This is a genomic window from Mycolicibacterium pulveris (genome assembly GCF_010725725.1).
Taxonomy (GTDB): domain Bacteria; phylum Actinomycetota; class Actinomycetes; order Mycobacteriales; family Mycobacteriaceae; genus Mycobacterium; species Mycobacterium pulveris.
On sequence record NZ_AP022599.1, the window covers coordinates 3842448 to 3856100 of the forward strand.

Sequence of the window (13653 nt, forward strand, 5' to 3'; positions counted from 1 at the left end):
GTGTCGACCTTCATCGGACAGCTGATCGGCTTCGCGATCATCGTCTTCGGCATCACGAAGTGGGTGGTGCCGCTGGTGCGCCGGATGATGCAGCAGCAGCAGGAGAACGTGCGCACCCAGCTCGCCGAGCACGCCGAGGCGGAGAAGAAAGTCGCGGAGGCCGATTCCGAGCACGCCAAGGCGTTGGAGGAAGCCAAGGCCGAAGCGGCCAAGGTGGTCGAGGAGGCGCGCCACGACGCCGAGAAGATCGCCGAGCAGCTGCGGAATCAAGCCGATCTTGAGCTTGAGCGCATCAAAACCCAAGGTGCACAACAAATTCAGTTGCTACGCCAGCAGCTGATTCGGGAGCTGCGCCAAAGCCTGGGTGCCGAATCCGTGCACCGCGCCGGAGATCTGGTGCGCGAGTTCGTCTCCGACTCGTCCGAGCAGTCCGCAACGGTCGACCGTTTCCTTTCCGAACTCGACGAAATGGCGCCGTCCAGCACGGTGTTCACCGATGCCGCCACGGCGAAACTGCGCGCGGCCAGCCGGGAGTCGATCACCAAGGTCGTCGATCGGTTCGATGAGACGGTTGCGGGCAGCGAGGCCGACACGCTGACCGGCTTGGCCGACGACCTGGTTTCGATCGTGAAACTGCTGCGTGCCGAAGCCGTGCTGGCCAGGCACCTGGCCGACCCGTCCGCAGACGCCGGCCCCAAGACCGCGCTGGCCGAACGGCTGCTGTCCGGCAAAGTGTCGGACTCGGCGCTGGACATCGTCAAAACCGCTGTCTCACAACGCTGGTCGACGACCTCGGATCTGGCCCACGGCTTGCAGCACATCGCCAGGCTGGCGTTGTTGGTCCGTGCCGAGCGCGAAGGCCAGATCGAGGACGTCGAAGACCAGCTCTTCCGATTCAGCCGCGTGCTGGACGCTGAACCGCGGTTGATCAGCTTGCTGAGCGACTTCACGACGCCGGCGGAGGGGCGCGTCAAGCTGCTGAACGACGTGCTGCGAGGTCGGGCGAGCAAGAACACCGCCGACCTGCTGCGCCAGACGGTCGAACTTGTGCACGGTGAGCGAGCCGATGAGGTGGTCCGCGATCTGGCGAACCTCGCGGTGTCCCGTCGCGGTGAGGTCGTCGCGCACGTCCGTGCCGCCGCGGAACTCTCCGATGCCCAGCGCAACCGGCTCACCGAGCTGCTCACCCGCATCTACGCCCATCCGGTGTCGCTTCAGCTCGATGTGGACCCGGCGCTGATCGGCGGGCTGACCATCGCCGTCGGTGACGAGGTGATCGACGGATCGCTGGCGTCGAAACTGGCCGCGGCCGAAAGCCACTTGCCCGACTGACCCGATAACACCCAAAGACCCAGGAAAAAGGAAGACGAAAAGCCATGGCAGAGTTGACGATCTCAGCGAATGAGATCCAAGGTGCGATCGAGGAGTACGTAGCCGGGTTCGAAGCCGAAACCGAGCGCGAGGAAATCGGCACCGTCATCGACGCGGGCGACGGTATCGCCCACGTCGAGGGCCTCCCGTCGGTGATGACCCAGGAGTTGCTGGAGTTCCCGGGTGGCGTGCTCGGCGTCGCGCTCAACCTCGACGAGCACAGCATCGGCGCGGTGATCCTCGGTGACTTCGAGAACATCGAGGAGGGCCAGCAGGTCAAGCGGACGGGTGACGTGCTCTCGGTGCCCGTCGGTGACGGCTTCCTCGGTCGCGTGGTCAACCCGCTGGGGCAGCCGATCGACGGTCGCGGCGACATCGACACGTCCGAGCGCCGGGCGCTCGAGCTGCAGGCGCCGTCGGTGGTGCAGCGTCAGGGTGTGAGCGAGCCGCTGCAGACGGGTATCAAGGCCATCGACTCGATGACCCCGATCGGCCGCGGGCAGCGACAGCTGATCATCGGCGACCGCAAGACCGGCAAGACGGCCGTCTGTGTCGACACCATCCTCAACCAGCGCCAGAACTGGGAGACGGGCGACCCCAATCAGCAGGTCCGCTGCGTGTACGTGGCGATCGGCCAGAAGGGCACCACCATCGCCAGCGTCCGCCGCACTCTCGAAGAGGGTGGCGCGATGGACTACACCACCATCGTCGCTGCGCCGGCGTCGGACTCGGCCGGCTTCAAATGGCTTGCGCCCTATACGGGTTCGGCCATTGCCCAGCACTGGATGTACGACGGCAAGCACGTGCTCATCGTCTTCGACGACCTGACCAAGCAGGCCGAGGCGTACCGCGCGATCTCGCTGCTGCTCCGTCGCCCGCCCGGCCGCGAGGCCTATCCCGGCGACGTGTTCTACCTGCACTCCCGGTTGCTGGAGCGCTGCGCCAAGCTCTCCGACGAACTGGGCGGAGGCTCACTCACCGGGCTGCCGATCATCGAGACCAAGGCCAACGACATCTCGGCCTACATCCCGACCAACGTCATCTCGATCACCGACGGGCAGTGCTTCCTGGAGACCGACCTGTTCAACCAGGGCGTGCGGCCGGCCATCAACGTCGGCGTGTCGGTGTCGCGCGTCGGTGGTGCCGCGCAGATCAAGGCGATGAAAGAGGTGGCGGGCTCGCTGCGACTGGATCTGTCGCAGTACCGCGAACTCGAGTCGTTCGCGGCGTTCGCGTCGGACCTCGACGAAACCTCGAAGGCTCAGCTGGACCGCGGTGCGCGGCTGGTCGAGCTGCTCAAGCAACCGCAGAACAGTCCGATGCCGGTCGAGGAGCAGGTGGTCGCCATCTTCCTGGGCACCAAGGGCCACCTGGACTCGGTGCCGGTGGAGGACGTCCAGCGGTTCGAGCAGGAGTTCCTCGAGCACGTCAAGGCCTCACACGAGGCGATCCTCAAGGACATTCGGGACACCACCAAGCTCTCCGATGAGACCGCCGAGAAGCTCGCCGACGTGGTCAACGAGTTCAAGAAGGGCTTCGCGACCACCGATGGCAGCTCCGTGGTGCCAGACGAACACGTCGAGGCCATGGCCGAAGAGGACATCGAAAAGGAATCGGTGAAGGTACGCAAGCCGGCACCGAAGAAGAAGTCGTAGGGCTGAAGGGTCCAGTAATCCAATGGCAGCAACACTGCGCGAACTGCGCGGCAGGATCCGCTCCGCGGGCTCGATCAAGAAGATCACCAAAGCCCAGGAGCTGATCGCCACCTCGCGGATCGCCAAGGCGCAGGCGCGAGTCGAAGCGGCTCGACCATACGACCGCGAGATCACCAACATGCTCACCGAACTGGCCAGCGCCAGCGCGCTGGACCATCCGTTGCTCGTCGCACGCGAAAACCCACGACGGGCAGGTGTGCTGGTGGTGTCCTCCGACCGTGGGCTGTGCGGCGCTTACAACGCGAACCTGCTACGCCGGTCCGAGGAGCTGTTCTCCCTGCTGCGCGAGGAGGGCAAAGAGCCGGTCCTCTACGTCGTGGGCCGAAAAGCGCTCGGCTACTACAGCTTCCGTAACTGGGATGTGACCGAGGCGTGGACGGGCTTTTCGGAACGTCCCGAGTACGAGAACGCGCAGGAGATCGCGTCGACACTGGTCGATGCGTTCATGGCCGGCGTTGACGACGAAGGCGACGATCCGGGAGCCGACAACGTCCTGGGCGTCGACGAACTGCACATCGTGTTCACCGAGTTCCGGTCGATGTTGTCGCAGACGGCGATCGCGCGGCGGATCGCCCCGATGGAGGTCGAGTACAGCGAAGAGGACACCGGTCTGCACACCCTGTTCTCGTTCGAGCCCGACGCGGAAACGCTGTTCGCCGCGCTGCTGCCGCGGTACATCTCCACCCGCATCTTCGCCGCGCTGCTCGAGGCGGCGGCGTCGGAGTCGGCGTCACGCAGGCGGGCCATGAAGTCGGCTACCGACAATGCCGACGAGCTCATCACGGATCTGACGTTGCAGGCCAACCGTGAACGCCAGGCGCAGATCACCCAGGAAATCAGCGAGATCGTCGGCGGCGCCAACGCGCTGGCCGACGCCCAGAGTTAGCACGCAGAGGAAGCGAAACCAGATATGACTGCTACCGCCGAACGCGAGACGAAGAAGTCCGGCGCCGACACCAACGGACGTGTGGTGCGAGTCACCGGCCCGGTCGTCGACGTCGAGTTCCCACGCGGCGCCGTTCCAGAACTGTTCAACGCCTTGCACGCCGAGATCGGCTACAAGGACCTGGCGAAGACACTGACGCTGGAGGTCGCCCAGCACCTCGGCGACAACCTGGTGCGCTGCATCTCGATGCAGCCCACCGACGGCCTGGTGCGCGGCGTCGAGGTCATCGACACCGGCGGGTCGATCTCGGTTCCTGTCGGTGACGGCGTCAAGGGCCATGTGTTCAACGCGCTCGGTGACTGCCTCGACGACCCCGGCTACGGCAAGGACTTCGAGAAGTGGTCCATCCACCGCAAGCCACCGGCCTTCAACGAGCTGGAACCCAAGACCGAGATGCTGGAGACCGGCCTGAAGGTCGTCGACCTGCTCACCCCCTACGTGCGCGGCGGCAAGATCGCCCTGTTCGGCGGTGCAGGCGTGGGCAAGACGGTGCTCATCCAGGAGATGATCAACCGCATCGCCCGAAACTTCGGCGGCACTTCGGTGTTCGCCGGGGTGGGCGAGCGCACTCGTGAGGGCAACGACCTCTGGGTCGAGCTCGCCGAGGCCGACGTGCTCAAGGACACCGCACTCGTGTTCGGCCAGATGGACGAACCGCCAGGCACCCGTATGCGGGTGGCGTTGTCGGCGCTGACCATGGCGGAGTTCTTCCGTGACGAGCAGGGCCAGGACGTGCTTCTGTTCATCGACAACATCTTCCGGTTCACCCAGGCCGGCTCCGAGGTGTCGACCCTGCTGGGCCGCATGCCTTCTGCGGTGGGTTACCAGCCGACGCTGGCCGACGAGATGGGTGAGCTGCAGGAGCGCATCACGTCGACCCGTGGCCGGTCCATCACCTCGATGCAGGCCGTGTACGTGCCCGCTGACGACTACACCGACCCGGCGCCTGCGACCACGTTCGCGCACCTGGACGCCACCACGGAGCTGAGCCGTGCGGTGTTCTCGAAGGGCATCTTCCCGGCGGTGGACCCGTTGGCGTCGTCGTCGACGATCCTGGACCCCAGCGTGGTCGGCGACGAACACTACCGGGTGGCGCAGGAAGTCATCCGAATCCTGCAGCGCTACAAGGACCTTCAGGACATCATCGCCATTCTCGGTGTCGATGAGCTGTCCGAGGAGGATAAGCAGCTGGTCAACCGGGCACGGCGGATCGAGCGCTTCCTGAGCCAGAACATGATGGCGGCCGAGCAGTTCACCGGCCAGCCGGGTTCGACGGTTCCGCTGAAGGAAACCATCGAAGCGTTCGACAGGCTGACCAAGGGCGACTTCGACCACCTGCCCGAGCAGGCGTTCTTCCTCATCGGCGGGCTCGACGATCTCGCCAAGAAGGCCGAAAGCCTTGGCGCCAAGCTGGAAGACACGAGCGGCGACGGCGCGCCGGTCGCCAGCGACAGCAGCGACAAGGGCGACAACGGCGACAAGGCGCAGTAGCCATGGCGGAGCTAGACGTCGACATCGTCGCCGTCGAACGTGAAATCTGGTCGGGCAAGGCCACGTTCGTGTTCACCCGCACCACCGCCGGTGAGATCGGCATCCTGCCCCGCCACATCCCGTTGGTCGCCCAGCTCGTCGACGACGCGGTCGTGCGGGTCGAGCGCGAAGGCGAAGACGACCTGCGCATCGCGGTCGACGGCGGCTTCATGTCGGTCACCGACGAGGGCGTGATCATTCTCGCCGAGTCCGCCGAGCTCGAGTCCGAGATCGACTCCGACGCCGCGCGTCAGGACGCCGACTCCGATGATCCAGCAACAGCCGCCAGGGGACGGGCCAGACTCCGTGCCCTGGGTCAGATCGACTAGCGGTCCCGCAGATGAGCGCGTCCATGTGGATCATGGTCGCGCTGGTCGGTGTTCTCTTCGCGGTCGTCGTCGCGCTGAGCTACCGGTTGTGGAAGCTGCGTCAGGTGGGTGGCACCGCGGCGATTCTGCGTGATGTGCCCGCCGTCGGCGGCCACGGCTGGCGCCATGGCGTGATGCGGTACCGCGGTGGGGAGGCCGGCTTCTATCGGTTGTCCAGCCTGCGGTGGTGGCCGGACCGGCGGTTGAGTCGCCGGGGGTTGGAGATCGTGTCGCGCCGCGCACCGCGCGGCGACGAATTCGACATCATGACGCACGAAATCGTGGTGCTGGAGGTCCGAGACGTCAGCCCGGAACGCCGGCGCGGCTATGAGATCGCGTTGGACCGTGGCGCGTTGACGGCGTTCCTGTCCTGGGTGGAGTCGCGGCCGTCACCGCGGGCGCGCCGCCGGGCCCGCTAATCCGTTGCGCCACCGCCGGGTTGCCACAACACGTCGCCGTCGGGGTTTGCCACCCGCGACAGGATGAACAACAGATCCGACAGCCGGTTGAGGTACTTCGCGGGTAGCACGCTGACCCCGTCGCCGTGAATCTCCACGGCCTTCCACGCGGACCGCTCGGCCCGACGCACCACAGTGCGAGCCACATGCAGGAGCGCCGACAGCGCCGTACCGCCTGGCAACACAAAGGAATTCAGTGCCGACAGCGGTTCGTTGAACTCATCGCACCAGGCTTCCAACCGGTCGATGTAGCTCTGCGGAACCCGCAGCGGTGGATATTTGGGGTTCTCCACCACCGGAGTCGACAGATCCGCGCCGGCATCGAAGAGGTCGTTCTGAATCTGCCTGAGCACGTTGAGAATCTGCTCATCGGGGTGACCCAACGCAATCGCCACGCCGATGGCGGCATTGGCTTCGTCGCAGTCGGCGTACGCCTCGAGGCGGGCGTCATTCTTTGACACCCTGCTGAAGTCGCTCAAGCCGGTGGTTCCGTCATCGCCCGTGCGCGTGTAGATGCGGGTCAGATGAACGCCCATGCCGAAACCGTACCCGAAGGACTCGGCATGGCGACTGACACCGTCTTGAGCGCTGTTTACACTGGCCCGCGTGAGTGAGCGTTTCGTGGTCACCGGCGGAAGCCGGCTGTCGGGCGAAGTTGCCGTCGGGGGCGCCAAGAACAGCGTTCTGAAGCTGATGGCGGCCTCGCTGCTGGCGGAGGGCACCACCACGATCACAAACTGCCCGGACATCCTCGACGTGCCGCTGATGGCAGAGGTGCTGCGGGGGCTGGGCGCCACCGTCGAACTGGACTCCGACGTCGTGCGGATCACGTCACCCGACGAGCCCAAATACGACGCCGACTTTGCTGCCGTGCGGCAGTTCCGCGCCTCCGTATGTGTCCTCGGGCCGTTGGTCGGGCGCTGCAAGCGGGCCCGGGTGGCGTTGCCCGGCGGCGACGCGATCGGGTCGCGGCCCCTGGACATGCACCAGGCCGGCCTGCGGCAACTGGGGGCCCGGTGCAACATCGAGCACGGCTGCGTGGTCGCCGAGGCCGACCACCTGCGCGGCGCGGAGATCCAGCTGGAGTTTCCGTCGGTCGGGGCCACCGAAAACATCCTGATGGCCGCCGTCGTGGCTGAGGGCGTGACGACGATCCACAACGCCGCACGCGAGCCCGACGTCGTCGACCTGTGCACCATGCTCAACCAGATGGGCGCCCAGATCTCGGGGGCGGGCACCCCGACGATGACGATCACCGGGGTGGACCGGCTGCATCCGACCGAACACCGGGTGATCGGTGACCGCATCGTCGCCGCGACGTGGGGGATCGCCGCGGCGATGACCCGGGGCGACATCTCAGTGGTCGGCGTCGACCCGCAGCATCTGCAGCTGGTCCTGCACAAGCTCCATGACGTCGGGGCGACCGTCACGCAGGACGACAACGGCTTCCGCGTGGTCCAGTACGAGCGGCCCAAGGCCGTCAACGTCGCCACGCTGCCGTTTCCGGGGTTCCCGACCGACCTGCAGCCGATGGCCATCGCGCTGGCGTCGATCGCCGACGGCACCTCGATGATCACCGAGAACGTGTTCGAGGCGCGGTTCCGGTTCGTCGAGGAGATGGTCCGGCTCGGCGCCGACGCCCGCACCGACGGGCATCACGCCGTGGTCCGGGGCATCCCGCAGCTCTCCAGCGCGCCCGTGTGGTCGTCGGATATCCGCGCCGGTGCCGGCCTGGTCCTGGCGGGCCTGGTGGCTGACGGCGACACCGAGGTCCACGACGTGTTCCACATCGACCGGGGCTATCCGCTGTTCGTGGAGAACCTCAAGAGCCTGGGCGCCGAGATCGAGCGCGTCGCCTGAGCGGGGCCCTGAGCAGCTCGGCAGGGACCGGGGAGGCGGCGTTGGACGCGGCCGGAAGACGGGGTAGTCTTTATTGAGAAGCCAACGGCCCCAGCCAGATCGGCTGGCGGACGTGGTTTGACGTCTCTGTCCACGTGGAGTACAGTGGCAGGGTTGCCTGCACAGCGGGTGTGTTGTTTGAGAACTCAATAGTGTGTTTGGTGGTTTTTGTTTGTTGTTGTTTTTTGCTGCACTCCTTTTTCCCGTTTAGGGGTGTGGTTTTTGTTTTGCCAGATGTTTTCTCTGGACGGTTTTTGTTTGGAGAGTTTGATCCTGGCTCAGGACGAACGCTGGCGGCGTGCTTAACACATGCAAGTCGAACGGAAAGGCTCCTTCGGGGGTACTCGAGTGGCGAACGGGTGAGTAACACGTGGGTGATCTGCCCTGCACTTTGGGATAAGCCTGGGAAACTGGGTCTAATACCGAATACACCCTGCTGGTCGCATGGCCTGGTGGGGGAAAGCTTTTGCGGTGTGGGATGGGCCCGCGGCCTATCAGCTTGTTGGTGGGGTGATGGCCTACCAAGGCGACGACGGGTAGCCGGCCTGAGAGGGTGTCCGGCCACACTGGGACTGAGATACGGCCCAGACTCCTACGGGAGGCAGCAGTGGGGAATATTGCACAATGGGCGCAAGCCTGATGCAGCGACGCCGCGTGGGGGATGACGGCCTTCGGGTTGTAAACCCCTTTCAGTATCGACGAAGCCGTAAGGTGACGGTAGGTACAGAAGAAGCACCGGCCAACTACGTGCCAGCAGCCGCGGTAATACGTAGGGTGCGAGCGTTGTCCGGAATTACTGGGCGTAAAGAGCTCGTAGGTGGTTTGTCGCGTTGTTCGTGAAAACTCACAGCTTAACTGTGGGCGTGCGGGCGATACGGGCAGACTGGAGTACTGCAGGGGAGACTGGAATTCCTGGTGTAGCGGTGGAATGCGCAGATATCAGGAGGAACACCGGTGGCGAAGGCGGGTCTCTGGGCAGTAACTGACGCTGAGGAGCGAAAGCGTGGGGAGCGAACAGGATTAGATACCCTGGTAGTCCACGCCGTAAACGGTGGGTACTAGGTGTGGGTTTCCTTCCTTGGGATCCGTGCCGTAGCTAACGCATTAAGTACCCCGCCTGGGGAGTACGGCCGCAAGGCTAAAACTCAAAGGAATTGACGGGGGCCCGCACAAGCGGCGGAGCATGTGGATTAATTCGATGCAACGCGAAGAACCTTACCTGGGTTTGACATGCACAGGACGCCGGCAGAGATGTCGGTTCCCTTGTGGCCTGTGTGCAGGTGGTGCATGGCTGTCGTCAGCTCGTGTCGTGAGATGTTGGGTTAAGTCCCGCAACGAGCGCAACCCTTGTCTCATGTTGCCAGCACGTGATGGTGGGGACTCGTGAGAGACTGCCGGGGTCAACTCGGAGGAAGGTGGGGATGACGTCAAGTCATCATGCCCCTTATGTCCAGGGCTTCACACATGCTACAATGGCCGGTACAAAGGGCTGCGATGCCGTGAGGTGGAGCGAATCCTTTCAAAGCCGGTCTCAGTTCGGATCGGGGTCTGCAACTCGACCCCGTGAAGTCGGAGTCGCTAGTAATCGCAGATCAGCAACGCTGCGGTGAATACGTTCCCGGGCCTTGTACACACCGCCCGTCACGTCATGAAAGTCGGTAACACCCGAAGCCGGTGGCCTAACCCCTTGTGGGAGGGAGCCGTCGAAGGTGGGATCGGCGATTGGGACGAAGTCGTAACAAGGTAGCCGTACCGGAAGGTGCGGCTGGATCACCTCCTTTCTAAGGAGCACCTGACAACATTTTCCCCCGCCGTCCACACCTGTGGGCATCAGTGCGGTAGGGATCGTCGCCCGGCGCCTGTAGTGGGTGCGGGTGGGTGCACAACAAACGTGCCGGTGGCGGGGATAGCGCCGGCGAAAAACTTGACCAGACACACTATTGGGCTTTGAGACAACAAGCCCGCGGTTGTACTTCCTGTGTGGGGGTGTGGCCGGCCTTTGATCCTCGTTGTGGGGGTTGGGGGTTCTTGTTGTTGCCCTGCTTTGGTGGTGGGGTGTGGTGTTTGATTTGTGGATAGTGGTTGCGAGCATCTGAACAAGACGCGTGCTCCTTTGGGGGTGGGTGTGTTGTTCGGGTAATGCAATTTGTTTCTTCCGAGAAATAGTTTTTGTGTTTGTGTGTAAGTGTTTAAGGGCGCATGGTGGATGCCTTGGCACTGGGAGCCGATGAAGGACGTGGGAGGCTGCGATAAGCCTCGGGGAGCTGTCAACCGAGCGTGGATCCGAGGATGTCCGAATGGGGAAACCCGGCACGAGTGATGTCGTGTCACCAGGCGGTGAATGTATAGCCGTCTGGGGGGAACGCGGGGAAGTGAAACATCTCAGTACCCGTAGGAAGAGAAAACAACCGTGATTCCGTTAGTAGTGGCGAGCGAACGCGGAGGATGGCTAAACCGTGTGTATGTGATACCCGGCGGGGGTTGTGCATGCGGTGTTGTGGGGTCTGTGTGTCTGTTTGCCGCCGTGAACAGCAGCAGTGATCAAGCAGTGTGTTAGGTGAAGTGGCCTGGGATGGTCTGCCGTAGAGGGTGAGAGCCCCGTAGTTGAAAACATGCTGCCTGCTGACGCAGGTTTTCCCCAGTAGCAGCGGGCCCGTGGAATCTGCTGTGAATCTGCCGGGACCACCCGGTAAGCCTGAATACTTCCTAGTGACCGATAGCGGATTAGTACCGTGAGGGAATGGTGAAAAGTACCCGGGAGGAGTGAAAGAGTACCTGAAACCGTGTGCCTACAATCCGTCAAAGCCCCCTTTTGTGGTGGGGTGATGGCGTGCCTTTTGAAGAATGAGCCTGCGAGTCACCGACATGTCGCGAGGTTAACCCGGGTGGGGTAGCCGCAGCGAAAGCGAGTCTGAATAGGGCGTATCCAAACAACAGTGTTTGGTGTAGTGGTGTGTTGTGGACCCGAAGCGGAGTGATCTACCCATGGCCAGGGTGAAGCGCGGGTAAGACCGCGTGGAGGCCCGAACCCACTTAGGTTGAAGACTGAGGGGATGAGCTGTGGGTAGGGGTGAAAGGCCAATCAAACTCCGTGATAGCTGGTTCTCCCCGAAATGCATTTAGGTGCAGCGTCACATGGTTCTTGTTGGAGGTAGAGCTACTGGATGGCCGATGGGCCCTACTAGGTTACTGACGTCAGCCAAACTCCGAATGCCGACAAGGTGTCAGTGTGGCAGTGAGACGGCGGGGGATAAGCTCCGTGCGTCGAGAGGGAAACAGCCCAGATCGCCGGCTAAGGCCCCTAAGCGTGTGCTAAGTGGAAAAGGATGTGCAGTCGCGAAGACAACCAGGAGGTTGGCTTAGAAGCAGCCACCCTTGAAAGAGTGCGTAATAGCTCACTGGTCAAGTGATTGTGCGCCGATAATGTAGCGGGGCTCAAGCACACCGCCGAAGCCGCGGCAGTCAGCGCAAGCTGGTTGGGTAGGGGAGCGTCCCTCATCCGGTGAAGCCACAGAGTGATCTGGTGGTGGAGGGTGGGGGAGTGAGAATGCAGGCATGAGTAGCGATAAGGCAAGTGAGAACCTTGCCCGCCGGAAGACCAAGGGTTCCTGGGCCAGGCCAGTCCGCCCAGGGTGAGTCGGGACCTAAGGCGAGGCCGACAGGCGTAGTCGATGGACAACGGGTTGATATTCCCGTACCCGTGTATGAGCGTCCCTGACGAATCCATACTGCTAACCACCCAAAACCCCGCTGACCTGATCCCTTCGGGGAAACGGCGGTGGGGGGCTGCGTGGAACCCGTGTGGGTAGTAGTCAAGCGATGGGGTGACGCAGGAAGGTAGCCGTACCAGTCAGTGGTAACACTGGGGCAAGCCCGTAGGACGAGTGATAGGCAAATCCGTCACCATATGTCTGAGAGGTGATGCATAGCCGAGTGAGGCGAATTCGGTGATCCTATGCTGTCGAGAAAAGCCTCTAGCGAGCGCATACACGGCCCGTACCCCAAACCAACACAGGTGGTCAGGTAGAGAATACCGAGGCGTACGAGTGAACTATGGTTAAGGAACTCGGCAAAATGCCCCCGTAACTTCGGGAGAAGGGGGAACCCCACACCGTGTAAGGCCCTTGCGGCCCAAGCGGGAGGGGGTGGCACAAACCAGTGAGAAGCGACTGTTTACTAAAAACACAGGTCCGTGCGAAGTCGCAAGACGAGGTATACGGACTGACGCCTGCCCGGTGCTGGAAGGTTAAGAGGACCCGTCAACCCCTCGGGGTGAAGCGGAGAATTTAAGCCCCAGTAAACGGCGGTGGTAACTATAACCATCCTAAGGTAGCGAAATTCCTTGTCGGGTAAGTTCCGACCTGCACGAATGGCGTAACGACTTCTCAGCTGTCTCAACCATAGACTCGGCGAAATTGCATTACGAGTAAAGATGCTCGTTACGCGCGGCAGGACGAAAAGACCCCGGGACCTTCACTACAACTTGGTATTGGTGCTCGATACGGTTTGTGTAGGATAGGTGGGAGACTGTGAAGCAGTCACGCCAGTGATTGTGGAGTCGTCGTTGAAATACCACTCTGATCGTATTGGGCCTCTAACCTCGAACCCTGAATCGGGTTCAGGGACAGTGCCTGGCGGGTAGTTTAACTGGGGCGGTTGCCTCCTAAAACGTAACGGAGGCGCCCAAAGGTTCCCTCAACCTGGACGGCAATCAGGTGTTGAGTGTAAGTGCACAAGGGAGCTTGACTGCGAGACGAACATGTCAAGCAGGGACGAAAGTCGGGACTAGTGATCCGGCACCCCCGAGTGGAAGGGGTGTCGCTCAACGGATAAAAGGTACCCCGGGGATAACAGGCTGATCTTCCCCAAGAGTCCATATCGACGGGATGGTTTGGCACCTCGATGTCGGCTCGTCGCATCCTGGGGCTGGAGCAGGTCCCAAGGGTTGGGCTGTTCGCCCATTAAAGCGGCACGCGAGCTGGGTTTAGAACGTCGTGAGACAGTTCGGTCTCTATCCGCCGCGCGCGTCAGAAGCTTGAGGAAACCTGTCCCTAGTACGAGAGGACCGGGACGGACGAACCTCTGGTACACCAGTTGTCCCACCAGGGGCACCGCCGGATAGCCACGTTCGGACAGGATAACCGCTGAAAGCATCTAAGCGGGAAACCTTCTCCAAGACCAGGCTTCTCACCCATTTAAGTGGGATAAGGCCCCCCGCAGAACACGGGATCAATAGACCAGACCTACACACCCAGCAATGGGCGCAGGGAACTGGCACTAACCGGCCGAAAACTTACCCACACTCGCAACCACACCAACCACGAACACCAAACACGTGTTCACACCCCACCACCAAAACACACCAA

General features: G+C 62.7%; 8 protein-coding genes and 2 rRNA genes. 9 read left to right on the forward strand and 1 reads right to left on the reverse strand.

The window, feature by feature from the left end; genetic code table 11:
* Genes G6N28_RS18620 through G6N28_RS18645 form a run of 6 tightly spaced genes read left to right on the forward strand, consistent with a single transcriptional unit; the run spans window position 1 to window position 6349 of the window.
* Window positions 1-1332 (forward strand): F0F1 ATP synthase subunit B/delta, encoded by a 1332-nt coding sequence (locus G6N28_RS18620; protein WP_163902828.1) that lies wholly within the window; start codon window positions 1-3, stop codon window positions 1330-1332.
* 44 nt (window positions 1333-1376) lie between these two features.
* Window positions 1377-3026 (forward strand): F0F1 ATP synthase subunit alpha, encoded by a 1650-nt coding sequence (gene atpA / locus G6N28_RS18625; RefSeq protein WP_163902830.1) that lies wholly within the window; start codon window positions 1377-1379, stop codon window positions 3024-3026.
* Window positions 3027-3048: 22 nt separating this feature from the next.
* Window positions 3049-3972, forward strand: a complete 924-nt coding sequence (locus G6N28_RS18630; RefSeq protein WP_163902832.1) for a F0F1 ATP synthase subunit gamma — start codon at window positions 3049-3051, stop codon at window positions 3970-3972.
* Window positions 3973-3996: 24 nt separating this feature from the next.
* Complete coding sequence (gene atpD, locus G6N28_RS18635; RefSeq protein WP_163902834.1) at window positions 3997-5523, forward strand: F0F1 ATP synthase subunit beta; 1527 nt, start codon at window positions 3997-3999, stop codon at window positions 5521-5523.
* 2 nt (window positions 5524-5525) lie between these two features.
* Window positions 5526-5891 (forward strand): F0F1 ATP synthase subunit epsilon, encoded by a 366-nt coding sequence (locus G6N28_RS18640; protein ID WP_163902836.1) that lies wholly within the window; start codon window positions 5526-5528, stop codon window positions 5889-5891.
* 11 nt (window positions 5892-5902) lie between these two features.
* Window positions 5903-6349, forward strand: a complete 447-nt coding sequence (locus G6N28_RS18645) for a DUF2550 domain-containing protein (protein WP_163902839.1) — start codon at window positions 5903-5905, stop codon at window positions 6347-6349.
* Here the strand turns inward: G6N28_RS18645 and G6N28_RS18650 are convergent.
* Complete coding sequence (locus G6N28_RS18650; protein ID WP_163902841.1) at window positions 6346-6924, reverse strand: cob(I)yrinic acid a,c-diamide adenosyltransferase; 579 nt, start codon at window positions 6922-6924, stop codon at window positions 6346-6348. The genes G6N28_RS18645 and G6N28_RS18650 overlap by 4 nt on opposite strands.
* A gap of 70 nt (window positions 6925-6994) precedes the next feature.
* Here G6N28_RS18650 and murA point away from each other — a divergent pair, with 70 nt between their 5' ends.
* The 3 genes from murA (at window position 6995) to G6N28_RS18665 (ending at window position 13588) form a co-directional block, all read left to right on the forward strand.
* Window positions 6995-8248, forward strand: coding sequence for a UDP-N-acetylglucosamine 1-carboxyvinyltransferase (murA, locus tag G6N28_RS18655; protein ID WP_163902843.1), 1254 nt, complete (start codon window positions 6995-6997; stop codon window positions 8246-8248).
* A 294-nt stretch (window positions 8249-8542) separates the two neighbouring features.
* Window positions 8543-10068, forward strand: a 16S ribosomal RNA gene (locus G6N28_RS18660).
* 398 nt (window positions 10069-10466) lie between these two features.
* Window positions 10467-13588, forward strand: a 23S ribosomal RNA gene (locus G6N28_RS18665).
* Together the 16S and 23S rRNA genes form the textbook arrangement of a ribosomal RNA operon.
* Window positions 13589-13653: the final 65 nt, after the last annotated feature.